At 56.7% G+C, this 22,957-nt stretch carries 15 protein-coding genes and 1 tRNA gene; 7 read left to right on the forward strand and 9 right to left on the reverse strand.

Annotated elements, in window-relative coordinates; translation table 11 throughout:
- Positions 1 to 88 precede the first annotated feature (88 nt).
- The gene (locus OEU85_RS14555; protein ID WP_262692238.1) at positions 89 to 1,672 is read right to left on the reverse strand and encodes an ABC-F family ATP-binding cassette domain-containing protein; all 1,584 of its coding nucleotides are present in this window, start codon (positions 1,670 to 1,672) and stop codon (positions 89 to 91) included.
- Between the two features lie 303 nt (positions 1,673 to 1,975).
- On the opposite strand from OEU85_RS14555, the gene OEU85_RS14560 reads away from it, so the two are divergent.
- A complete protein-coding gene (locus tag OEU85_RS14560) occupies positions 1,976 to 2,428 on the forward strand; it encodes a LysR family transcriptional regulator (protein ID WP_262692239.1) in 453 nt (150 codons plus the stop codon).
- A gap of 161 nt (positions 2,429 to 2,589) precedes the next feature.
- Here OEU85_RS14560 and OEU85_RS14565 read toward each other — a convergent pair.
- A tRNA-Arg gene (locus OEU85_RS14565) sits at positions 2,590 to 2,666 on the reverse strand.
- Between the two features lie 420 nt (positions 2,667 to 3,086).
- On the opposite strand from OEU85_RS14565, the gene OEU85_RS14570 reads away from it, so the two are divergent.
- Both OEU85_RS14570 and OEU85_RS14575 read left to right on the forward strand, forming a co-directional pair.
- Positions 3,087 to 3,458 (forward strand): energy transducer TonB, encoded by a 372-nt coding sequence (locus OEU85_RS14570; protein WP_262692240.1) that lies wholly within the window; start codon positions 3,087 to 3,089, stop codon positions 3,456 to 3,458.
- Between the two features lie 310 nt (positions 3,459 to 3,768).
- Positions 3,769 to 4,128: an energy transducer TonB gene (locus OEU85_RS14575; protein ID WP_262692241.1), complete on the forward strand. Its 360-nt coding sequence runs from the start codon at positions 3,769 to 3,771 to the stop codon at positions 4,126 to 4,128.
- 76 nt (positions 4,129 to 4,204) lie between these two features.
- Here OEU85_RS14575 and nadB read toward each other — a convergent pair whose 3' ends face one another.
- Both nadB and OEU85_RS14585 read right to left on the reverse strand, forming a co-directional pair.
- On the reverse strand, positions 4,205 to 5,833 hold the full coding sequence (gene nadB, locus OEU85_RS14580) for an L-aspartate oxidase (protein ID WP_262692242.1): 1,629 nt from the start codon (positions 5,831 to 5,833) through the stop codon (positions 4,205 to 4,207).
- Complete coding sequence (locus OEU85_RS14585) at positions 5,830 to 6,786, reverse strand: ABC transporter ATP-binding protein (protein ID WP_262692243.1); 957 nt, start codon at positions 6,784 to 6,786, stop codon at positions 5,830 to 5,832. Before OEU85_RS14585 ends, nadB begins: the two co-directional genes overlap by 4 nt.
- A 150-nt stretch (positions 6,787 to 6,936) precedes the next feature.
- Between OEU85_RS14585 and OEU85_RS14590 the strand changes: the two genes are divergently transcribed.
- Both OEU85_RS14590 and polA read left to right on the forward strand, forming a co-directional pair.
- Entirely contained in the window at positions 6,937 to 7,119 is a 183-nt protein-coding gene (locus OEU85_RS14590; RefSeq protein ID WP_262692244.1) for a zinc-finger domain-containing protein, read from the forward strand.
- Between the two features lie 92 nt (positions 7,120 to 7,211).
- On the forward strand, positions 7,212 to 9,986 hold the full coding sequence (gene polA / locus OEU85_RS14595; RefSeq protein ID WP_262692245.1) for a DNA polymerase I: 2,775 nt from the start codon (positions 7,212 to 7,214) through the stop codon (positions 9,984 to 9,986).
- Positions 9,987 to 10,041: 55 nt separating this feature from the next.
- Here the strand turns inward: polA and OEU85_RS14600 are convergent, their stop codons facing one another.
- Positions 10,042 to 10,626: a class I SAM-dependent methyltransferase gene (locus tag OEU85_RS14600; protein ID WP_262692246.1), complete on the reverse strand. Its 585-nt coding sequence runs from the start codon at positions 10,624 to 10,626 to the stop codon at positions 10,042 to 10,044.
- Positions 10,627 to 10,794: 168 nt separating this feature from the next.
- Here OEU85_RS14600 and OEU85_RS14605 point away from each other — a divergent pair, with 168 nt between their 5' ends.
- Together OEU85_RS14605 and OEU85_RS14610 are read left to right on the forward strand one after the other, a co-directional pair.
- Positions 10,795 to 11,556: an alpha/beta hydrolase gene (locus tag OEU85_RS14605; RefSeq protein WP_262692247.1), complete on the forward strand. Its 762-nt coding sequence runs from the start codon at positions 10,795 to 10,797 to the stop codon at positions 11,554 to 11,556.
- 122 nt (positions 11,557 to 11,678) lie between these two features.
- Positions 11,679 to 12,869 (forward strand): Bcr/CflA family multidrug efflux MFS transporter, encoded by a 1,191-nt coding sequence (locus OEU85_RS14610; protein ID WP_262692248.1) that lies wholly within the window; start codon positions 11,679 to 11,681, stop codon positions 12,867 to 12,869.
- A gap of 55 nt (positions 12,870 to 12,924) precedes the next feature.
- On the opposite strand, the gene OEU85_RS14615 is transcribed toward OEU85_RS14610, so the two are convergent.
- The 4 genes from OEU85_RS14615 to OEU85_RS14630 form a co-directional block, all read right to left on the reverse strand.
- Positions 12,925 to 14,370 carry an inorganic phosphate transporter gene (locus OEU85_RS14615; RefSeq protein WP_262692249.1) on the reverse strand — a complete coding sequence of 482 codons (1,446 nt, stop codon included), beginning with the start codon at positions 14,368 to 14,370 and terminating at the stop codon, positions 12,925 to 12,927.
- A 157-nt stretch (positions 14,371 to 14,527) separates the two neighbouring features.
- Positions 14,528 to 17,074 carry a TonB-dependent receptor gene (locus tag OEU85_RS14620; RefSeq protein WP_262692250.1) on the reverse strand — a complete coding sequence of 849 codons (2,547 nt, stop codon included), beginning with the start codon at positions 17,072 to 17,074 and terminating at the stop codon, positions 14,528 to 14,530.
- Between the two features lie 285 nt (positions 17,075 to 17,359).
- A complete protein-coding gene (locus OEU85_RS14625; protein ID WP_262692251.1) occupies positions 17,360 to 19,969 on the reverse strand; it encodes a TonB-dependent receptor in 2,610 nt (869 codons plus the stop codon).
- 283 nt (positions 19,970 to 20,252) lie between these two features.
- On the reverse strand, positions 20,253 to 22,925 hold the full coding sequence (locus OEU85_RS14630) for a TonB-dependent receptor plug domain-containing protein (RefSeq protein ID WP_262692252.1): 2,673 nt from the start codon (positions 22,923 to 22,925) through the stop codon (positions 20,253 to 20,255).
- Between the last annotated feature and the right edge of the window lie 32 nt (positions 22,926 to 22,957).

A 22,957-nucleotide genomic window follows, 5' to 3' on the forward strand; every position in this document is an offset into this window, starting at 1 on the left:
GGAATTTGTCCTCGCTTTTTCCCTGTGTGCGGCAAAAGCGATACAGCCGCCCGCCGCGCCAACGGGAATGTATATCGTGGTATCAGCCTTACGCTGCCCTGCGGTCCGCCTGCGCGCGGTACTTTTTATAATCCTGCAAATCGCCGCCGAAAGAGCTAACAGTGCCATTATCGATAAGCCAGTATGAATCCACCACTGTCTCGATAAGCGCGGTGTCGTGGGACACCAGCACAACGGCGCCAGAAAAATCCTGCAGCGCAAGTGTCAGTGCGGAACGCACCTCAAGGTCGAGGTGGTTGGTGGGCTCATCCAGCAACAGCAGGTTCGGCCGGTCCCAGATGATCATGGCAAGCACAAGCCGGGACTTCTCGCCGCCTGACATGGTACCTGTGTTCTGGAACACTGTCTTGTCGGAAAAATCAAAAGTGCCAAGGTAAGTCCTGAGCTCCTGCTCCCGCGCGCGGGGGGCCTTCTGTTTCATGTGCCACAGGGGCGACTGCTCTGGGTCAAGCGTCTCCAGTTGATGCTGGGCGAAATAACCGATGTTGATGCGGCGGTCGAGGGTCAGTTCGCCGCCCATGGTTTCGATCTCGCCTGCGATCAGCTTGATCAGGGTTGATTTGCCCGCTCCATTACGGCCCAGGAGGCCCACCCGGGTGCCTGCGCCGATATGCACCGTAACATCAGATAGAATACGTACGCCCGGGTAGCCTGCGTCTGCGCCCGTGGATTCCCATAGGGTCGTCGCCATGGCGTCAGGTTCACGGAACTTGAAGGTAAAGGGTGTGTCGATATGCGCCGCCGCCACGCGCTCCAGCTTCGCCAGTGCCTTGATACGGCTTTGGGCCTGACGGGCCTTGGACGCCTGGGCACGAAAACGGTCAATGAAAGAAGAGATATGCGCGATCTGGCGCTGCTGTTTCTCATACATGGCCTGCTGCTGCATCAGCCGCTCGGCGCGCATGCTCTCATAGTCGGAATAGCCGCCTGTATAGAGGGTCAAGGTGCCACCGGCGAGCTCCAGGATACGGTCAACCGTCGCGTCAAGGAAGTTGCGGTCATGTGAAATCATCAGGACCGTGCCCTCAAAAGCCTTCAGCCAGTCCTGCAGCCAGACGATTGCCTCAAGATCAAGGTGGTTGGTTGGCTCATCCAGAAGCAGAAGATCTGACCGGCACATTAGCGCCCGCGCCAGATTAAGCCGCATGCGCCAACCGCCCGAGAAGGTAGACACCGGGTTTTGATGTGTTGTCTCGTCAAAACCAAGGCCCACAAGGAGGTCCGCTGCCCGGCGCTCGACCGAATAGGCATCGATGCGCATGAACTCTTCATAGATACGGCCGATCTCATAACCGTCCTCAGCTTCTTCCGCCCTGGCCAACTCGGCTTCCAGCGCGCGCAGCTCGGTGTCGCCGTCGATGGCGAAGTGCAAGGCGGACTGCTCACTGCCTTCTGTTTCCTGCGCTACATGGGCGATACGCCAGCGGCTGGGGAATTCCACCGTGCCTGCTTCCGCGATCAACTCATGGCGCAAAAGCGCAAACAACGAAGACTTGCCCGCCCCGTTACCGCCCACAAGGCCCATCTTTTCCCCGGCATTGAGGTTAAAGCTGCCTTCCTTGAACAGCAACTTGGAGCCGCGACGCAGCGCAACATCGGAGAAAGTGATCATGAAACAGGTCCTGCAATTGAATTAAGCCGCGCTTATACAGCTATCCTGATCGCATGACACAGAAAATAAAGCCGGCAAGGGCACTGCGATAAAATGCCTGAACGTGATGGCTTCTGCCATAGCGAAGGCCGTGGGGTCGGGGCAACGCATTTCCTGGCTCGTCACTTTCGGGCAACGATGGCCTGCCGCAACGCTTCATAGCCTTCCCATCTGGAATACATCCATGGATTTTTGGAATGAACTTACATGGCCGATGGGAGACATTTAGCCTCGCATCCATATTGCGCGCGGGATGGATGCACGGTGACACGACCGAAAATCAGAAATCTCGAAAGCTTTCGTGAGATCATGCGCACGGGCTCGGTGACCGAAGCGGCGCATACACTCGGCCTTACCCAATCCGCGGTGTCGCGCCAGCTTGCTCAGTTCGAGAAGGAAATCGGCCTCGAGCTTTTCTTCCGTGACAAGGGGAGGCTTATCCCGCTCCCGGAAGCGCAAGACCTCTGCCTGGAAATCGACCTCGCGCTTTCGAGCTTCGGTCGGGTGCAACTGATGGCGGAGGATCTGCGCACACTCGCCAGGGGGCAACTGCGGGTGGTCGGCCCGCCCAGTTGTGTGGAAGGGGTGCCAGCTTCCTTTATTGCAAGTTTCCTTGAAAAACATCCTGACATTCAATTCACCATCGACAGCCGCAACCATGAAACCGTGCTTGAACAGGCGGTCTGCCGCGAAGCGAGCGCTCGCATGACTGTGTGAATATCTCCCCCTCACTTACGCGGCAATTTCAGGCATCACTGAATTGTAGCAATACAACTAAAAGCAACTGCATTGCACTATCCACAGTGTCCCAAAAACTACAAGACGCCACTCTGAACAATCAGAGTGTGACGCAAAACCATTGAAACATTGCGGAAAAATGGCGCACCCGAAGGGATTCGAACCCCTGGCCTCTGCCTTCGGAGGGCAGCGCTCTATCCAGCTGAGCTACGGGTGCCTGTGCCAAAACTGTGCCACGGCGTGGGGGTAAAGATGCTTCACCCAAGGGTCAGGCATAGGCCTGATTCCGGCGCGGACAGTACACGCGGGCCCCCAGCCATGCAAGCCAAATTCCACCCGAATTTACAATGCCGGATGCCATGTGGTTAAGGATTTTCCTGTCGGTTCGCGGAAATACACGCAAATCATTTGATTGGTTGTAAAAAAATTCAACAAAACATGAGAAAAATAACAATTTATTTCAATACCTTACCCCCTTCTCCCGCAACTAGTTAAAATTTTAGGGAATTAATTACCTATGATTAAGCCCATGTCCCTTATAAAGCATGCCAAGTGCTTGCGCATGGGGGTTACGCCAAATGGCATCATGGACTTTCAGGCGCCCAAACGAAAACCAGCTAACACTCGGATGGGAACCATGTTGAAGAATTTTACCTTATTTGTCGCCAGCGTGATCGCGCTCACTTTTGTCTTTACCGCCGCAAGTGCGCCCGCTCACGCTGCTGATGATATGAAAAAATGGCAGGTCCAGGTGATCAAGGCCGTTGCCAAGAACCAGCGCTATCCGCGCTCCGCCATCGCGCGGGAAATTGAAGGCAAGGCAAAGGTTCGCCTTGTTGTGGCCGCGGATGGTTCGATCACCAGCCATGAAGTTGTCGAAGGAACCGGTGAAGCCGTGCTGGACCGCGAAATTCCAAAGCTTGTTGAAAAGCTGAACCCGCTGCCGGCACTGCCGGGTGGGCAGGATGAACTCTCCTTCCTGCTGCCCCTGACCTGGACGCTGAACTAAACCAGTTTTTGTTCTGAGTACCACCTTATTCGTTTAGAGTAGAAGAGGCCCTGACCGCTTGTCGGGGCCTTTTTCTTTACCCCAGCCGTCCACCTTGTTTTACCGAATCAGCGATTCGCGCCCTGACAACACGAAGCCCTTACCCGACCCCGTATTGATCGCCCTCATGGAGACGCCAGAAAACGGCAGTATTCCGCGCTTTTCCGGACGGTAAAAATAGCTACAATTTTAGCTAACTGCCGGTAACCATTGGTTAATCTATTTAGTCCATATGCTTCTCGCAGATTTAACACCGTTGAGAGTTTTCAAAATGAAAAAAACCTCCCTGATTGCCGCGATCGTTGCTGGCGCCCTCTTTACAACCATTGCAACACCTGCGTTTGCCGATGACATGGACAGCTGGAAAAAAGCCGTTGTGTCAAAACTGATGAAAAACCAGAAATACCCGCGCGCCGCACAGGCCCGTGAAATCGAAGGCAAGGCAAAGGTACGCCTTGTGGTTTCAGCCGATGGCTCCATCACCGCACACGAGATCATCGAAAGCACCGGCGAGGATGTTCTCGACAATGAGATCCCGAAACTGGTCGCCAAGCTGAACCCGCTACCAACACTGCCTGCTGGTCAGGGTGATCTCAGCTTCATCCTGCCGCTTGAGTGGTCGCTGCGTTAATCCGCACCCACCACACAGCATATGAAAAAGGCCTCCGCACAGGTTGCGGGGGCCTTTTTTTGGGCACTTGGGCGCATTATGCCACGCGGTCAGACACCGCCCGGCCAAATGGTATGAGTGTGGTGTCCCTGAGTTCAGCCGCAAGATCCGGATAGTCGGCCGTGAAATGCAGGCCACGCGATTCCTTGCGCATCTGGGCGGAGCGCACAATGAGGTCGGCCACTGTCACGAGGTTCCTGAGCTCAAGAAGGTCAGCCGTCACCCGGAAGTTGCCGTAATATTCATGAATTTCGGCGGCCAGCAGATCCACCCGGCGTTTGGCGCGGGCAAGGCGTTTGTCTGTGCGCACAATGCCCACATAATCCCACATGAAGCGCCTGAGTTCTTTCCAGTTATGGGTCACCACAACCTCTTCGTCACTATCCGTCACCTGGCTTTCATCCCAGTCCCGCACAATGGTGGATGCTGGCAGGCCACCGATATTCTCAAGAATATCATCCGCCGCGGCATTGCCGAGCACGAGGCATTCCAGGAGGCTATTGGACGCCATGCGGTTTGCGCCGTGCAGGCCGGTGTGCGCGCACTCGCCGATGGCATAGAGCCGGTCAAGGTCGGTGCGGGCTTTAAGGCCGATATGGATACCGCCGCAGGTATAGTGCGCTGCGGGCACCACCGGAATCATGTCCCTGGTGATATCAATGCCAAGCGTGAGGCAATGCCGGTAAATTGTCGGGAAGTGCGAAATGACAAAATCGGCGTCCTTGTGAGTGATATCGAGCCACACACAGTCCTGCCCTTTGCGTTTCATCTCGGCGTCGATCGCGCGGGCGACAATGTCGCGGGGCGCCAGTTCAGCGCGCTCGTCATAGTCCGGCATGAACCGTTCCCCGTCGCGCCCGCGCAGCACCGCCCCTTCGCCGCGCATTGCCTCGGTGATCAGGAAGGTTTTTGCATCAGGGTGATAGAGGCACGTAGGGTGAAACTGGTTAAATTCCATATTGCTGACCCGGCAGCCTGCGCGCCAGGCCATGGCGATACCGTCACCTGTGGAGGCATCGGGGTTTGAGCTATAGAGATAGACCCGGCTGGCCCCTCCGGTGGCGATGATCGTCGCCCGCGCGGTAAAGGTCTCGACCCGGCCTTTCTCGAGATTCAGCACATAAACGCCGTGCGCCTGGTCGTTATAGGATGCCTCGCTTTTGAGGTGCCGGTTGGTGATAACGTCCACCGCCATATGATGCTCGTAGACATCGATGTTCGGTTCCTCCAGCACGCGGTCGTTCAACGTATTCTGCACCGCCTTGCCCGTTGCGTCGGCGGCATGGATAATGCGCCGGTGGCTATGTCCACCCTCCCGCGTGAGGTGGTAGTCATAACCATCTTCGTGCGCCTGGTTCACCCGGTCGAACTCAACTCCCAGGTTAATGAGGCTTTCAATAGCGTCGCGGCCCCGCTCAACCACAAAACGCACAGCGTCTTCGTCACAAAGCCCCGCGCCCGCCACAAGCGTATCGTCGATGTGGGACTGCACCGTGTCCGTCGCCTCAAGCACGGCGGCGATACCGCCCTGCGCCCAGCGCGTTGACCCGCCCGAGAGCTCTGCTTTCGAGAGTACCGCCACGCGCATGTGCGGCGCCAGCCTGAGCGCCGCGGTCAGGCCCGCCGCCCCGGTCCCAACAATCACCACATCATAGGTGCGCCTCATTCAGCCGCGTCCTTCCGTTCCGCTTTATCGCTTGTCAGTTGAAGGAAAATATCCTCCAGATCCGTTTCATTGGTGGAAATGTCATTGATCGTCAGGCCAGCGTCCTGCACGGCACGCAATACCTGCCCCACATTCCCGGCAGCCTGGGATATCTGCACCGCGAGCTTGTTTTTCTCACGCACCTCTGCGGTGAAAGACGACAGCGACGCAGGCACGCTCGTGAGGGTTTCTGTAACCTCGATCACCACTTCTTTTTCATCGATCCGTTTCAGAAGCTGCTTGGTTGGCTCACACGCCACGACTTCACCATGGTTTATGATGGCGATGGTGTCACAGAGCTCTTCCGCTTCTTCAAGATAATGGGTCGTGAGCACAATGGTGGTGCCGCGGCGATGCAACTCGCGCACATAATCCCACAACTGTTGCCTGAGTTCGATATCCACACCCGCTGTCGGCTCATCAAGGATCAGGATCGGCGGGTTATGCACCAGCGCCTTGGCAACCAGCAGGCGGCGTTTCATACCACCCGACAGCGTGCGCGAATAGGCGTCAGCCTTGTCAAACAGATGCACGGCCTTCAGGAGCTCTTCCGTGCGGCGTTCGGCGGGCGGCACGCCGTACATGCCCGCCTGCACCTCAAGCATTTCACGCGGGGTGAAAAAGGCATCAAACATCAACTCCTGCGGCACAATACCGATATTGGCGCGCGCGTTCCTCGGGTTATCGTCAATATCGAAACCCCAGATGCTGGCACTGCCGGCTGTCTTGTTCACAAGGCCCGCGAGGATATTGATGGTAGTGGATTTCCCGGCGCCATTTGGCCCCAACAGGCCAAACATGGACCCTTGCGGGATGTCGAGATCAATGTCCTTGAGTGCCAGCTTGTCAGGCGCGCCGCCGCGTCCCTTGTAAACTTTGTTCAGGCCCCTGATCTCAATTGCGTTTTTTGCCACTATTCCACCCAATCTTTTAACGTATTTGTGCCAGTTTTATCACCAAAGCGACACATGCGTGAACGGCGATGCTTGTTCGCACCGCGTCGCTTGGTTATATAAGGCTAAATTTCAATTGCACGCGTTCAATTTCCAAAAAAGAGAAGCCTCATGACGGTAGAAGCTCCTGAAACCAAACTGGTCACCACCAAAAAAGTTGCCTGTGACGGCGATGAAGGTGCCCTCGGCCATCCACGTGTTTTCCTGACCATGGATCACGACGGCAAAGTAGAGTGCCCATATTGTGACCGACTGTACATTTTGCAAGGCGGTCCGTCAGACACAAACAAGTGATTGTCACACCTTTTTTCTAACCTCAGCCGTGAGGAAAAGTTAGGGTGGGGCCTCCTCTCTTGGGGAGGTGTAAGCAACTTCAAGGATCATTCATGTCCGCATCTGACGGCAAAGAGCCGCATCTCTATCTGATCGACGGCTCAAGCTACATATTCCGCGCCTATCACGCCCTGCCGCCCATGACGCGACCTGACGGCACACCGGTAAATGCGGTTTACGGCTTCTCCAACATGCTGTTCAAGCTGCTGCAGGACCTGAATGACGGGGAAAAACCGACCCACCTTGCGGTCATTTTTGATGCAGCACGCAAAAACTTCCGCAACGACATCTATGCTGAATATAAAGCCCACCGCCCACCGGCACCAGAGGATCTTGTGCCACAGTTTTCCATCATCCGTGACGCCGCCGTTGCCTTTGGCGTGCCCGCGATTGAGATGGAAGGCTATGAGGCAGATGATCTGATCGCCACCTATGCCCATCAGGCGCGCGAGAAAAACTGGCGTGTAACCATCGTCAGTTCCGACAAGGACCTGATGCAGTTGCTCGACGACGGCACCGATATGTTCGACAGCATGAAGAACAAACGCTTCGGCCCCGAAGGCGCGCTGGAGAAATTCGGTGTCGCGCCTGACCGCGTGGTCGACGTGCAGTCGCTTGCAGGGGACAGCGTGGATAATGTGCCCGGCGTGCCCGGTATCGGTGTCAAAACCGCCGCGCAACTGATCAACGAATATGGCGACCTTGACACGCTGCTGGAGCGCGCGGGCGAGATCAAACAGAACAAGCGGCGCGAAAACCTGATCGAATATGCCGAGATGGCACGCATCAGCCGCCAGCTTGTGCGCCTTGCCAAGGATGCGCCGGTTGACTTTGAGCTGGCGCACATGACGCTTGAAGACCCGGCGCCAGAGCCCTTGATGGCTTTCCTCGACGCGCAGAACTTCCGCTCGCTCAAGGTCAAGGCAACGCACTATTACGGGGTGGATGTAGGCGCGGACCCGGTCACCGACGCCATTACCGTTGAAGAAACCGAGTATGAATGCGTGACCGAGATGGCCACGCTGGAACGCTGGATCAGGATGGCCGTGCAAAACGGCGTTGTCGCCGTGGATACCGAGACCACGTCGCTCAACCCCGCACTGGCGGACCTTGTCGGCGTGTCGCTGTCTGTTGATCCCGGCAAGGCGTGTTATATCCCCGTCGGCCATGCGATGAACGGCGGGGACCTTCTGGCCGAAAAACCGAACCAGCTTGATAAAGCCACAGTGATCAAAGCACTGAAACCGATGCTTGAAGACCCCAGCGTTCTCAAGGTCGGCCAGAACCTGAAATATGATATGTCGATCCTGGCACGCGAAGGCATCCTGATCAGCCCGCTTGATGACACCATGCTGATGTCCTACGCACTGGATGCTGGCAAACATGGCCACGGCATGGATGAACTTTCAAGCCTGCATCTCGACATTACGCCAATCCCGTTCAAGGAAGTTGCGGGTACCGGTAAAAACCAGATCACCTTTGACCAGGTCCCGCTTGATAAAGCCACCGACTATGCCGCCGAGGACGCCGACATCACCGGCCGCCTGTGGCGTATCCTCAAGCCGCGCCTGGCCCAGGAAAAAGTCACCACGGTATATGAGACGCTCGAGCGCCCACTGGTGCCTGTGCTCTCCGCCATGGAACGGGAAGGCATCAAGGTTGATGTCAGCGTGCTCAAGAAACTGTCGAACGAATTTGGCGCGGGCATCGAGCGGCTGGACAAGGAAATCCAGGAGATGGCTGGCAGGCCATTTAATGTGAATTCGCCCAAGCAATTGGGCGAGATCCTGTTTGACGAGCAGCGCCTGCCCGGCGGCAAGAAGTCAAAAAAAACCGGCGCCTGGCAAACCAATGTAGACGTGCTCGAAAAACTGGCTGCCGAAGGGCATGACATCCCACAGAAGGTAATGGAATATCGCCAGTTCTCGAAGCTCAAGAGCACCTATACCGACGCGCTGGTGCATCAGGTGAACAGCCGCACCGGGCGCGTGCATACAAGCTTCCATCTGGCCAGCACCACCACGGGGCGTCTGTCATCCAACGACCCGAACCTACAGAATATCCCCATCCGCACCGAGGAAGGCCGCAAGATCAGGCAGGCGTTTGTAGCCGATGAGGGCAATATTCTCATCGCGGCTGACTATAGCCAGATTGAGCTGAGACTTCTGGCCCATATCGCCGATATCGGCACGCTGAAGCAAGCGTTTGCCGACGGCACCGATATTCACGCCATGACAGCAAGTGAGGTTTTTGGCGTACCCATCGAAGGCATGGACCCAATGGTGCGCCGCCAGGCCAAGGCCATCAACTTCGGTATTATCTACGGCATTTCAGCCTTTGGGCTCGCACGTCAGCTTGGTATCAGCCGGGGTGACGCGCAAGGCTATATCGATGCTTATTTCGAGCGTTTCCCCGGTATCCGCAAATATATGGACACAACGGTCGAATTCGCCAAGGAGCATGGCTATGTCAGCACGCTCTTTGGTCGCAAGTGCCATATCACAGCGCTGACCGACAAAAACCCGATGCGACGCGGCTTTGGCGAACGCGCAGCCATTAACGCACCCATTCAGGGCTCTGCCGCAGATATTATCCGCCGTGCCATGATCCAGATGCCGGACGCGCTTGAGCAGGCGGGCCTGACGGACGTGCGTATGCTGTTGCAGGTGCACGATGAACTGGTGTTCGAAGCGCCCGAAGGGCTGGCGGAGAAAGCCATCCCGGTGATCCGGAAAACCATGGAGCACGCCGCCCTGCCCGCGCTTGAGATTTCCGTACCACTTGATGTGGACTGTGGCACCGGCAAAAACTGGCAGGAAGCACACTAGGGAACCACGTGACTGTGACAGCAGCAACAAGCCGGGCGGCGAGCGAGAGTGTTAGCTATCCCGCAGGTTTGGCCACGTCATAATAGTGGTTTTCACCCTCGTCGGTATATCCATCCAGCAACGACAAGCCAGCCGCTGCCAGCACTCGCTCATAGCTGTCAGCGCCAAGCGAAACGGAGCGCCGACCGGTAAGCAGGTCATCCCATTCGCAGCGCGCGCGTGGGGCGCTGAACAGAAACCGGCCGCCCGGCCGGAGGGCCTTCGCGACCCGGCGGATCAGCTTTCGCTGGTCCTCTTCCGCCAGCAAAAACATCAACCCCACCGCAACGGCCGCATCGAACTGACGGTTAAAAAAGCGACTGTTCTGCGCTGCCTCGCACGCACTTGGTGCGTCAGGGAAATTGCGGCGGAACGCATCCAGCAGGGTTGGTGATGCATCGATACCAAATATGTGAAAACCTTCTTCATGCAACACTTTGCTGATCGGCACGCCCGAGCCGCAACCGACATCCACCACCGCGCCGCCCTGTGCCAGATTGTGCTGTGCCCATGCCCGCACTAGCGCCGCGCCGATGTTGCTTCGGAACGCCAGAAATTGCCCGGCAACGTCGTCCCAGCCGTCAGACAGGTCTGCGGTCATGCCTCTATCTCCCTTACCGCCCGTGACCTTTTATACACCGTATCGCCCACACAGGGGAGACAGCTTACCCCATGCCCGCCACCGTCCAGCGCAAACACATTTTTGAGGTGACGCCGCCACAGCTAATATTTCATACTGCCTCAGGGGTCAGGCAAAAAGGGGCGTGGAATGCAGTTCAGGGTTATCGCGGCCATCGCCGCGTTATTTGTCAGCCTACCAGCCATGGCAGGTGGTATCTTGTCTGACAATATAGTCATCGACAGCGAGGTACTTGGCTACAAGGTGCAGTTCCGCGCCTATATCCCCGATGGTACCAAGAAGGACGACAGCCTTCCGATCGCCTTCGTTTCCGACGGGCAGTGGTATCTGGTCGATGGCGGCATGGTAGATGTGCTCGACCGCGAGATCACCGCCGGGCGCATGAAGCCGGTCATCGCCATTTTTGTCGATAGCGGTGAGCCCGGCAACCCGGCGAATAACCGCCGCAATGACCAGTTCATGTGCGACCCCACCTATGCGCAGTTCTACCGTGATGAGCTGATCCCGACAATCGAGCACGCCTTCCCTGTCAGCCGCGCGCGCGAGGACCGGCTGATCATGGGGCTGTCGTTCGGCGGGCTCAACGCCGCCTGTTTCGGGCTGATGATCCCCGACGACTTTGGCCTGATCGGCATGCACTCGCCGGCCAGCGGCAAACACCTCAAGCTTTTGGCCGATATGTATGGCGACCGGGAAACCCTGCCGCTAAAGCTGTTTTTCTCCACCGGTACAAAGCGCGACAATACGAAAGAAGCACGCAAATTCCACCGCGTACTGAAGCGCAAGGGCTATGACGTGACCTATATTGAGGTGCCCTTCAGCCACGACTGGGACAACTGGCGCCCGCTCATCGATGACCTTCTGCTCACTTTTTTTGCGACAAATCCGTGACGAACCTTGCCTAAGCAGGTATCCGGGGCCATGTTACCGGTGTCCGCAGCCTCGCCCGCCTTGGCTGAGACCTGACGAGGCCAAAGGTCCAGCCTCGTTCCATAACAACAGCGAGGCATATCATGCACCTTAGCAAACAGAATACGTTTGGATTGGCCCTTCTTCTCGGCAGCGTCGTAGCGCTTATGCCGCTGTCGATCGATATGTACCTGCCAGCCTTCAGCGCCATCGGCGCACATTTCGATACCCGGCAGTCCCAGATTGAGCTGTCACTGACGGTCTATTTTATCGGCGTCGCTCTGGGCCAGTTGATCTATGGTCCGCTGGCTGATCGCTATGGTCGCCGCCTGCCCATGATTATCGGACTGGCCATTGCCGCTGCCATGTCTGTGGCCTGCGCGTTGGCACCCACGATCGAAACATTAATCGTCGCCCGCTTCTTTCAGGCCTTTGGCATGTGCGCGGGCGGCGTGATCTCCCGCGCGATCATCCGCGATATGTATGAGCCCGTCGACGTAGCGAAATTTTTCTCACTGCTGATGCTGGTCATGGGCGTAGCACCCATCCTGGCCCCTATTTTTGGTGCACAGCTCAGCCTCCATTTTGGCTGGGAATCAATCTTCCTGCTGATCGCGGCCGTGTGCGTTATCGATATCCTGTCGGTTTCATTGCTGTTGCCGGAGACCCATGAACCAAACCCGGGTGTCCGCCTGAGCTCCACCTTCAGCACCTACCGGGATATCCTGCGCGACCGGCACTTTGTCGGTTATTCAATGGCGGGCGGTGCGGCGTTTTCGAGCATGTTTGCCTATATTACCGGTTCGGCCTTTGTGTTGATCGACTATTACGGCGTCGCGCCTGAGCACTTTGGTTATTATTTTGGCGCCAACGCGCTTGGGTTCATTGTCATGAGCCAGGTCAACCGTGTGCTGCTCCGGCACTTCAGCTACAAGGTTATCTTTCATACCGCGCTGAAAGTGTTGCTTGCGGCGGGCGTGGCACTGGCTGTCGGCGGCATTGCCAGCGTGCCGCTGCCCCTGTTCCTGATACCGCTTTTTGTGTTTATTGCCTGTCTTGGTGTTATATCGCCAAACGGCATGGCCGGTGCCCTTGAGGGTGAGGCCCGCCGGGCGGGCGCGGCGTCGGCGCTTGCGGGCAGCCTGCAGTTTTCGCTGTCGTTTGTCTTTTCAGGTGCCGTCGGTGTTATTCATGCCGCGACCCCACTGCCCATGTGCCTGATCATGCTTTCTGGCGCGTTAATCGCCAACCTGTTTGCCCGTATGACGAGAGGCCCGGCTCGTAAGGCACCCTAAACAAAAAAAGGGGCAGCCCAAAGGCCACCCCTTATCTTCAATAGCTATTGCTATCTTATGCAAACACGTTCGTGAATAGATAAAAAAGACCAGCAGACAACACAGCCGACGCTGGCACGGTGATAACCCATGCTGCTGCAATGGTCAGCATTTCACGCCGACGCACAAGACGGCGGCGTTCGCGCTTCTTCTTATCGCTCGCGCTTTTGATCTTTTTGTTCGGCTGGGTTGATAAAAATTCCCGCAGGAGGCCCACACCAAATACCCCGCCAACCGCGATATGGGTGGAGGACACAGGCAGGCCAAGCCAGCTGGCGGCAATTACCGTAATGGCCGCCGAAAGCGCCACACAAAAAGCCCGCATCTGGTTTAGTTTGGTGATCTTTTCTCCCACAGTGCGGATAAGCTTGGGACCAAACAGCAGCAGACCAATGGAGATACCGATCGCACCGATGATCATCACCCAAAGCGGCAGTGCTACCTTGCCGGTACCCATATCAACGCTTTGCGCCGCGCTGACGATGGCCGCCAAGGGGCCAACCGCATTTGCCACGTCATTTGCCCCGTGCGCAAACGACAAAAGCGCGGCAGAACAGATCAGCGGCACGGTAAAGAGCTTCGCCACTGCCTTGCGGCGGTTCTCCAGCCCGCGGGAGCTTCTGGCGACAAGCGGCTTGGTCGCCGCCCACGTCAGCGCCGCAGAGCCAAAGCCGACAATCCACAGCATGCCAGGGCCCGGTGCCCAAATTTTCTTCAGGCCTTTCATCACCAGATACATGGAAAAAGCGCCCGCCATGATGGCGATGAACACCGGTACCCAGGTGCGCGAGGCTTCAAGCATATCATCTTTGGCCAGGATAAGCTTCTTGATCATGAACAGGAACAAGGCTGCCACGATAGCGCCAAGAAGCGGAGAGATCACCCAGCTCGCGGCTATCGCGCTCATCTTGACCCAGTCAACACTGGCCATGCCAGCCGCTGCCACGCCTGCACCAACAACACCGCCAACAATGGAGTGGGTTGTCGACACCGGTGCCCCAAGCCATGTGGCAAGGTTCAGCCACAAGGCTGCGGCAAGGAGCGCGCCCATCATCGCCCAGATGAAGGTCATCTGGTCGGCCATCGCGGCGGGGTCGACAATACCCTTGCGAATGGTCGAGACCACGTCCCCCCCGGCAAGGATAGCGCCTGCAGCCTCAAAGACCGCAGCAATCGCAAGCGCGCCGATCATGGTCAGCGCCTTCGAGCCCACAGCCGGGCCAATATTATTGGCCACGTCATTGGCGCCGATATTCATTGCCATATACGCGCCAATCACAGCAGCGGCGATGACAAAGATGCCCGTCGGACTATCCGCCTGCGTTGCCGCAGTATAAATCAGTACGAGTACAAGGAAGACAACAGCAATGCCCAGATTGGCGACAGAGCGACCCTGTGCCCTTGCCCCTGCCTGAAAGCTCTGCAGTTTTTCGAGGTCAACATTGACCTTATGTTTTTCCATGATGTGCCCTTCCACTTTTGGCGGCCTGCCCCCGGTAACCGCTTTTCGCGCGTTATAACAGCGCGGCGCGGAAATGTAATAAAAATGTCATGTATCGAGCGAAGCGCAATAAAAAAGGCGGCCAGAGCCGCCTCTTTCTCCAATTTTAATCCCAAACCTAGTAGCGGAAACGCAATGTCAGGCCATAGGTACGCGGGTCACCGATATAGGCGTTGAGGCTGCCACCCGGAATTGTCGAATCGAATGTGTCTAGCACATACGCCTCGTTCAGGAGGTTGCGTGCCCAGAGTTGCAAGGACCATGCGCCGTCAATGTCACCTACACCAACGCTGGCACCCACGAGGAAGTACGCGTCCTGGAATTGACGTTCATCCTGGCTGACGGACAGGTTGGTATAGCTGTTGTAGTACACTTCCGTACGCAGGAAACCTTCAAGGTTGTCGTTAATCGCACGGCGGTACGTCGCGGTTGCGTTACCCGTGAATTTTGGCGTCTCGGACAGGCGGGAGCCTGAAAGGTCCTGAAGCGGACGCAGGATACCGCCGCCCTCTGGGGCGACAAACTCACAGCCGGTGGTGTCGTGCGCAGGGCACGGACCATTGGTGAAGTTGTCGTATTCCGCGGTCCAGAGCCAGGTGAAACCACCGGTCAGCAACAGCTCGGGCGATGCCTGGAACTTGCCGTCAAACTCAAGCCCCTGTGCTTTTGCGTCCACGTTGCCTGGCACGAAGCTGGAACCCGTGAAGATATTTTCCTGGAAGCCGTCGACCTTCTGGTCAAAGAGCGCAAAATCAAGGCTCATGCGGTTGTCCATCAGGCGTGCCTTCAGGCCAAGCTCCCAACTGGTGGAAATCTCTTCGTCGAACTGGAAGTCGCCAACCCGGGCCGCCGCACTATCCAGCGCAAAACCACCCGCCTTGTAGCCCCTAGCATAACTGGCGTAGACGGTGACATTGTCATCCAGTTCCATGTTTGCGATCAGATTGCCCGACAGGTTGCCCTTGGAGAAGCTGTCGTCCACGTTTGACGCTGGTGGGAAGAACTGCAGCCCGGTCAGGCCAAGAAGCGGGTTATAGTCAGGGTTGGTTGCCACAGCACTGGCTTGCGCTGTCGCTGTCGGAATAACCGTAGACTGGATCACTTCAGGTGGCACGCCTTGCGCGGCTGCCTGGGCAACGGCTTGCTGCACGGCCTGGCCCACAAATATCTGGACAAAATCAAGCGCCGCGAACGGATCGTTGATCACAATATCCGAATCCATGGATTTCTTGTCATGCGTATACCGCAGGCCACCTGTCAGGGTGAAGCGGTCAGTGACATGCCAGTCCACCTGTGCAAAGGCGCTGTAGCTTTCGTTTTTCTGATTGAACAAGCCCCTGAGCTGGCCACTGCCGTCCGCGAGGAACGTACCGGAAGGCACGCCAAGCCCTGCTTCAAGCTGGCTGATGGCACCACCCGACAGGATATCGGCAAACGGACGCAGGCCCGGCCCCTGAATGGTCTGGTTATCCGCGGTCAGGTCCTGATTGAAATAATAGATGCCTGCCATCCACTCGAGCGGACCATCGGTTGTCGAGGTCACGCGAATTTCCTGTGTGAAGGTATCATAGTCCTGATCCAGCACCCGGCGTTTGTTCAGCTGCAGGTCCGAGAAGTCAGCATCAATATCCTGTAGTTCGCGGTAGCCCCGGAAGGCGGTGATCGACGTCAGGGTAAAGCTCTCGAAATCGATATCGATCTGGCCGGAAATGCCATAGCTCTCGAGATTGCCCACAACAACTTCACCGTCGATGTTGGTGGTGCGGTCCTTGATATCAGGCGCGCCGTTGATGTCGGAACCCAGCACTGTCAGCGCCTGCTGCGACCCCGGCGCCAGCACGTAAAATGGTGCCGCACAGCATTCTTCATTCAGATCGCTATAATCACCGATAATGCGGATGCTGGTGGTGTCCGTTGGTTCAAACAAGATCTGACCACGCAGGCCAAAACGGTCACGCTCATTGAGCTGACGACCATCGGCATTGTCGATCGTGCCGTCGCGCTTGTTGACGTTCGCATCAAGGCGCACAGCAAGGCGGTCTTCCTGAATAGGAATGTTGACAGCGGCTTTACCAACCTTGGCGTCATAGTTGCCGTATGTCAGCTCACCCTCGACCTCAAAGTCGTAGTGTGGTGCCTTGGTGACATAGTTGATCACACCCGCCGAGGTGTTTTTACCAAAGAGCGTCGATTGCGGGCCACGCAGGACCTCGATACGTTCGATGCCGAGGAAGTCATTGACCGACGCGCCATTGCGCGAACGGTACACACCGTCCACAAACACACCAACCGCTGGCTCGAGGCCGAAGTTGAACGTCGAGGAACCGATACCCCTGACCGAGAAGCTGGTGTTCGACGCTGACGCGCGCTGAACAATCTGCAGGCTTGGTACCAGCGTCTGCAACGATGTAAGGTCACGCGCCTGCGCCAGCTCCATCGTGCTGCCGCCAATGGCCGAAACCGCCACAGGCGTTTCCAGAAGCGTCGCTTCGCGCTTCTGCGCCGTTACAAGAATTTCCTCCAGCGCGAAACCGCCGGATTCCGAGCCGCTATCCTGATTTTCCTGAGCGAAAGCCGCGCCTGTGACCATCATGGCGCCAGCGGCCGTTGAAAGCATAAGTTGTGCACACCGTACGCGCGCACGCCGTCCATTACTGAATTGCATACATCCCTCCCTTGGACCTTGAACCGGCGCGGGCTGGCACCCGTGCCACCGGTTTGACACAATAGTGCCCCCCGATTTACGTGCACGTCAAGCAACAGTCACCGCGTTTTTCAAGATTTGAACACCCGGTGTCACCACAGCAACACACTAGGTTTTATGTCACTTTTCTGAAAACTGCCGCCAAGGTCAGGATTCCGTAACGTCACATTATTTACACGGACAAACAGACAGAAAAGGAGGCAGCCGAAGCCGCCTCCAAAAAAACTTTGTCATCCTGGCGTTCAATCAGAAATCGAGGCTCAGCGTGATGCCATATGTCCGCGGGTCGTTGGGATATGCGTTAAAGCTGCCCGACTGCGCCACGGAATCGAAGATAAGTTGCAGATAGTCCTCATTGGTCAGGTTTTTCACCCAGCCTGTGATACGCCAGCGATTGTCCTCGCCGCCCTCGATACCCAGACTGGCGTTCAGGATCAGCGTGTCCCCCATATCACCATGCGGATCAAGGTCACCGGCTACGTTCCGGGAACTACGGTAATAGACCTCACCCTGGATGAAACCGTTCATATTATCATTGATCGGCTGGATATAATTTGCGGTCGAGGTGAAGGTGAATTTGGGCGCGTCCGCCAGTCGTGTGCCCGTAAGGTTAGCTACGCCGGTATAGGCGGCATTGGTCGGATCACAAGACGGCTGTGGGTTGGTGATCCGGCACGGACCGCTTTCATAGGATGTGTACTCGGCATCGCTATAGGCGGCGGCAAAAGTCCAGGTCAGGTTTTCACTGAGGGCGAACTGGCTGTCGACCTCAATGCCCTTGATGCGGATCGACCCCGCGTTCCTGAGTTCAAAACCAAGACCGGTGAAGATGTTGGACTGGAAGTCGTCCACCTTCTGGGTATAGGCCGCAAGATTGACCTGTGCCCGCCGGTCCCAAAAGCGGATTTTGGCACCAATCTCCCAGGCATCCACGGTCTCCGGCTCAAATTCGTAGGTATTGGTATCACCGGCATTATTGGTGGCCGCCGCTCGGGACGTATCAAACCCGCCAGCTTTGTAGCCACGCGAGAAACTTGCATAGGTGTTGAGGTCGTCATTCCAGTCATAGGCAAGAATGACATTGCCCGTCAGCTTGTCTTCGCTGCGCCGACGGTCAAAGTCATTGCGTGGAGGGAAAAATTGCAGTGCGCTGAAACCCAGCAGCGGGTTTACCGCCGGGTTATCCGCCACCGCGCTGGCCCCTGCCGTGGCCTGTGGGATAACCACACTGGCGATTATCTCAGGCGGCACACCCTGTGCGGCTGCCTGCCCCGCTGCCTGCGCCACCGCGATGGCAACAAACATGTCCTCAAAGCTAAGGGCAGCAAACGGATCGTCGATATTGAACACACCGGTGGCGTGTTTCTTCTCCCTGGTATACCTGAGGCCTGCCGTCAGGGTCAGTTGGTCTGTGACATGCCAGTCTGCCTGACCGAAGACGGCCCAGCTTTTCGCGGAGGTGTCGAACTTCTCCTGCACCATACCGCTTTCTTCGGCGAAATAAGTGCCAACCGGCACCGGCTCCGGCCAGAAGCCGTTTGCATAAAGGTTGGAAAGGGTCAGTTCGATCCCGGTGATATTGTTGAACCCGGGCACCAGCGCATCCGAGCCTGCCAGTATTTCAAAGAAACTGCGGTTATCGGCGCCGTAGGGCACCTTGTCCGTCGCATCCAATGTCTGGTGTGAATAAAAACCGCCAAACAACCAGTCGACAACATTGTCGCCCGTCGAGGCAAGGCGGACTTCCTGCGTGAAGATGTCCACCTTGGTCAGCTCGCCGTTCCGTTTTATCAGGTCGGCAGCCGTAAAGTCCGCGTCGAAATTAGCGTCCGACTTGAAATCGCGGTACGCGGTGATGGATGTCAACTCGGCACCGCCAAGGTCCCAGTTCAACTCGCCGGAGATGCCAAAATCCTTCATCGCGTTCAGCATTTCGCCATTGAAGGCGGTTTCGCGGTTATAGGCATTGGCCTCCACCAACGGGAACCCCAGCGCAGCCACCGCAGCAGCCGTCGGACCATATTCAATGAAAGGTGCTGCACAACAGGCTTCGTTGATCTCGGAATAATCTCCGATCAGCCGGAAGGAAATAGCGTCCGACGGTTCAAGCAGTAATTGCCCGCGTACCGCCCAACGGTCGCGGTCATTTACGTCGCGTCCGTCATAGACATTCTCGATAAAGCCATCCCGTTTGTTGACGTTGGCAGACAGACGGAAAGCCGCTTTGTCTTCCGCGATCGGGCCAGTGACTGTGCCCTTGAGAATAATCTGATCATAGTTGCCGTACGTGACCTCGCCCTTGCCGCCGAACTCATATTCCGGTGCCTTGGTCACAAAGGAAATTACGCCTGCGGACGTGTTTTTGCCAAAGAGGGTGGACTGCGGTCCACGCAGCACCTCGACCCGCTCCACCGAAAGGAAATCGCCGATGGCGGCCCCGGTGCGGGAACGGTAGATACCGTCCACATAAATGCCCACCGATGGCTCAAGCCCCGGGTTGAAGCCGGATGTGCCGATACCGCGGATATTTACAACTGTCTGGAATGACGCGGCGGCCTGCGTGGTGTTAAGCGCAGGCACCATCATCATCAGGTCTCGCACGTCCCGCACACTGGATTTCTCCAGTGTTTCACCCGTGTAAGCGCTGACGGCAATGGGCACGTCTTGCAAGGTTTTGGCCCGCTTCTGCGCGGTGACAAGAATTTCCTCCAGCGTAAATCCGTCGTCACTTTCCCGGGCGGTATCCTGCGCAAGGGCATGCTGGGCGCCTGTCATGGACAGGCCAATTGTAACCGCACCAGCCGCAGCCGAATGCAATAGACGCGCACGCAGAGCGTGCTTCACTTCCGTGTTCATGGTTTTCTCCCCGTTTTCCCCATGAACCGCCCTAACCGGCTTCCCCGGCACTGATCACCGCATGCTCTGGCAAACATGGTTCCGGTGAAAAATACCTCCAATTTAAGGCAGTTCATTAAAATGATTTACCTCAATTTGGCAAAGGTCAAGGAAAAGAATGGTTTAAAGAGCAATAAAACCTTGCGGGGCGGCACGAAGGCAGCGATGAGCCAACCATATGATTCCAAAAGAAAAAGGGGCAGCAAAGCTGCCCCTTTCGGATTTGTTGAGTGCTTACTGGCTGTTAGAATGTAGCAACCAGCTTCGCATAGACCATACGACCGCGTGGGTCGTGGGTGCGGCTTTCGTAACCACCGTTTGTCGAAACATAAGGTGGTTCCTTGTCAAACGCGTTGATCACACCGAACTGCAGGCTCGAGCCTTCCATGCCATCGCTGAAGGCGCTGAGTTGCAGCGTGTATTGTGCGTCAACTGTGGTCATGGAACCAACGTTGCTACCTGGGTTCTGGTCATCGGTCATACCGCTGATATGACGGACATAGAACCGGGCATCATGGTTTTCGTTACCCCATGCAACACCGGTATTGACCCGCCATTTTGGCGTCGGGCTGCCGAAGTTTGCGAAGTTCCGGTTACCGGCGCCGTCAACGTTGCCAGCCTGTGGGTCTTCAAGGTCGTACTTCAGCACGTGTGTGGCTTCCACGAACGGCATGAAAGTGCCCATATCGGTGTCGATGTTGTATTTCACCGATGCATCAAAGCCCTGCGTTTCCACGCTGGAAGCATTGAGGAAGTCCACAATCACCATAATGATGCTGCCCGATGTACCACCGGAGCGGATCACGCGGTCAGGATCGGTTGGGTTGGCATTGACCACAGCCTGGTAGTTTTCCTGGATGATCACATCTGTAAACTTGTAGTTCCAGTAGTCGAAATCCACCTCAAGGCCTGTGCCCGCCGGCGACCAGGTCGCCCCAAAATTCCAGGCGTTGCCCTGCTCCGGCTTGATGTCACGGCCGCCATCAGGCGCCACCGAGCGAACAGCCGCGAAAGCGGTGCCTCCCAGCGGGTCGGTTACCTGGTTCAGCGACGTACCGCCGCCAGCAATCTGCAGCACCGACGGTGCCCGGAAGCTGGTGGAGTAGCTACCACGCAGTGCCAAAGTATCGTTCGGACGGAACAGCAGCGAGACTTTGGGGTCGGTTGTCGAACCAATATCACCACCATACATTTCGTGGCGCAGCGCCAGCGAAAGGTCGAGACGGTCGGTAATCGGTATCAGTGATTCCGCAAAGATACCAACGGCGGAACGGTCTTCACCGAAATCCGAGTTCCCGATCACAAAGGCAAAACCATCTGCGTTGGAGATGTCGTCATAGTCCCGGCCCCAGTATTCGTCCCGAATCTGGATACCAAGGGCAAGGCCGATATCACCGGCACCTGTCGAGCCGATCGTACCCGAAACAACGCCGTCATAAACGGTTGTTTTTGACGTACCATCAATCACCTGTTCGCCAATCACGAAGTCAAGCACGCTCTGGCTGTTTGGTGCTGTGGTGTAGCTGGTGGCAAACGGGTTGAAGAATTCACAACCATTTGCGCCCGGCACACCCAGACCAGCCTGACAGTTATCACCACCAAAACCGGCCAGCGCGAGCTGGAAGTTATTGGTGATCACATCCCGTGTGCGGATCTGATAGTTGTTTTTCGCGTGAGTGACGGCGAAATCATAGCTCCAGGTATCACTGAAGCTCCCTGTCAGTTCCACATTGATGCGGTAGGTTTCAGACGAGAACATGTTGTTCGACACATCGCCGCCGTTACCGATGGCGCGGCCAAGGAAGCTCACACCTTCCCCAAAAGGGTTTTCCGGGTGGTAAGCCGGCACGCCCGCGGACCCGATCTGCAGATACGGGAATGTTGGCGAGTTGCCGCGGATGGCACTGGTGTCGGCCCAGCCGCCCTCAAGGCGCAGCTGATGCCCGTCACCAAGGTCCTGCGTCACAACAGCATAAGCCTGTTTACGCTCTTCCTCGGGCACGAGGCTATAGTAATCACCAAAGTCGAACCCACAGGTGCCTACCTCGCCAAACGGTGTCACAATGCCGGAACCCGCGCGGATACCGCCAAATTCTTCACAGCCGTAAGGGTCGATCACCGGCACGGTCTGGCCGATAAGGCCAATCAGGGTCGGCACATAGTAGGAGCCGGGGTTCCCGAGCACGGAACTGTCGTTCGCTGCGGTGCTGAAGCGGCGTTCCGCCGTTGTCAGGGGCGACCGGTCATAATAGCTGAAGGCACCCATGAAGTGGGTGTTCTCACCACCGAAGCCGAACTTGGCTTCATAGAGCTGGTCGTTCTGACTGCCTTCGTCGGTCACCATCTGATATTTGGCGCTGACCTGTACGCCTTCGAACTGGTCGTCGGTGATAAAGTTGACCACACCAGCCACGGCGTCGGTACCGTAAATAGCGGCGGCGCCGTCTTTCACAATCTCGATACGCTGCACGGCGATCTGCGGCACGAGCGACGATGTATCAACGAACGCGATACCATCGTTTGTCGTTGTGCCCGCAACCACCTGGCGGCGGCCATTCAGGAGCACGAGTGTCGAGGCCACACCGAGACCACGCAGGTTGAAGTTGGATGTACCGGACGTGCCATTCTGGGTGAAGGCATCCGGGTTGTTTTGCGCACCATTGTTGATGGTAAGCGTCTGGACAAGGTCTGCCACGTTGCTGGCGCCGATCTGGTTCAGGTTTTCTGAACCAATCACCGCGATGGGTGATGGGCTGTTAAACTGGGTCTTCCCTTTAAGATAGGTACCCGTGACCACAACTTCCTCGATCTCCATCATTGGATCGGCTTCGTCCTGGGCAAAGGCTGAGTTTGCTGCAAATAGACTGAGACAACCGGCAGCAAGCGCGGTTGTATTAAACAGGCGGTTCTGGCGCATGTTTCCCCTCCGTTATGTTAAAAGCAAGAATG

The sequence above is a fragment of the Kordiimonas aestuarii genome (genome assembly GCF_025574465.1).
GTDB classification, from domain to species: domain Bacteria; phylum Pseudomonadota; class Alphaproteobacteria; order Sphingomonadales; family Kordiimonadaceae; genus Kordiimonas; species Kordiimonas aestuarii.

What these genes read in the sequence shown, in the direction of transcription:
- OEU85_RS14600 (WP_262692246.1), bottom strand. Translation starts at nt 10,626, where the DNA reads ATGACCGCAGACCTGTCTGACGGCTGGGACGACGTTGCCGGGCAATTT.
- OEU85_RS14615 (WP_262692249.1), bottom strand. Translation starts at nt 14,370, where the DNA reads ATGGAAAAACATAAGGTCAATGTTGACCTCGAAAAACTGCAGAGCTTT.
- OEU85_RS14555 (WP_262692238.1), bottom strand. Translation starts at nt 1,672, where the DNA reads ATGATCACTTTCTCCGATGTTGCGCTGCGTCGCGGCTCCAAGTTGCTG.
- nadB (WP_262692242.1), bottom strand. Translation starts at nt 5,833, where the DNA reads ATGAGGCGCACCTATGATGTGGTGATTGTTGGGACCGGGGCGGCGGGC.
- OEU85_RS14610 (WP_262692248.1), top strand. Translation starts at nt 11,679, where the DNA reads ATGCACCTTAGCAAACAGAATACGTTTGGATTGGCCCTTCTTCTCGGC.
- OEU85_RS14630 (WP_262692252.1), bottom strand. Translation starts at nt 22,925, where the DNA reads ATGCGCCAGAACCGCCTGTTTAATACAACCGCGCTTGCTGCCGGTTGT.
- OEU85_RS14590 (WP_262692244.1), top strand. Translation starts at nt 6,937, where the DNA reads ATGACGGTAGAAGCTCCTGAAACCAAACTGGTCACCACCAAAAAAGTT.
- polA (WP_262692245.1), top strand. Translation starts at nt 7,212, where the DNA reads ATGTCCGCATCTGACGGCAAAGAGCCGCATCTCTATCTGATCGACGGC.
- OEU85_RS14625 (WP_262692251.1), bottom strand. Translation starts at nt 19,969, where the DNA reads ATGAACACGGAAGTGAAGCACGCTCTGCGTGCGCGTCTATTGCATTCG.
- OEU85_RS14575 (WP_262692241.1), top strand. Translation starts at nt 3,769, where the DNA reads ATGAAAAAAACCTCCCTGATTGCCGCGATCGTTGCTGGCGCCCTCTTT.
- OEU85_RS14620 (WP_262692250.1), bottom strand. Translation starts at nt 17,074, where the DNA reads ATGCAATTCAGTAATGGACGGCGTGCGCGCGTACGGTGTGCACAACTT.
- OEU85_RS14605 (WP_262692247.1), top strand. Translation starts at nt 10,795, where the DNA reads ATGCAGTTCAGGGTTATCGCGGCCATCGCCGCGTTATTTGTCAGCCTA.
- OEU85_RS14570 (WP_262692240.1), top strand. Translation starts at nt 3,087, where the DNA reads ATGTTGAAGAATTTTACCTTATTTGTCGCCAGCGTGATCGCGCTCACT.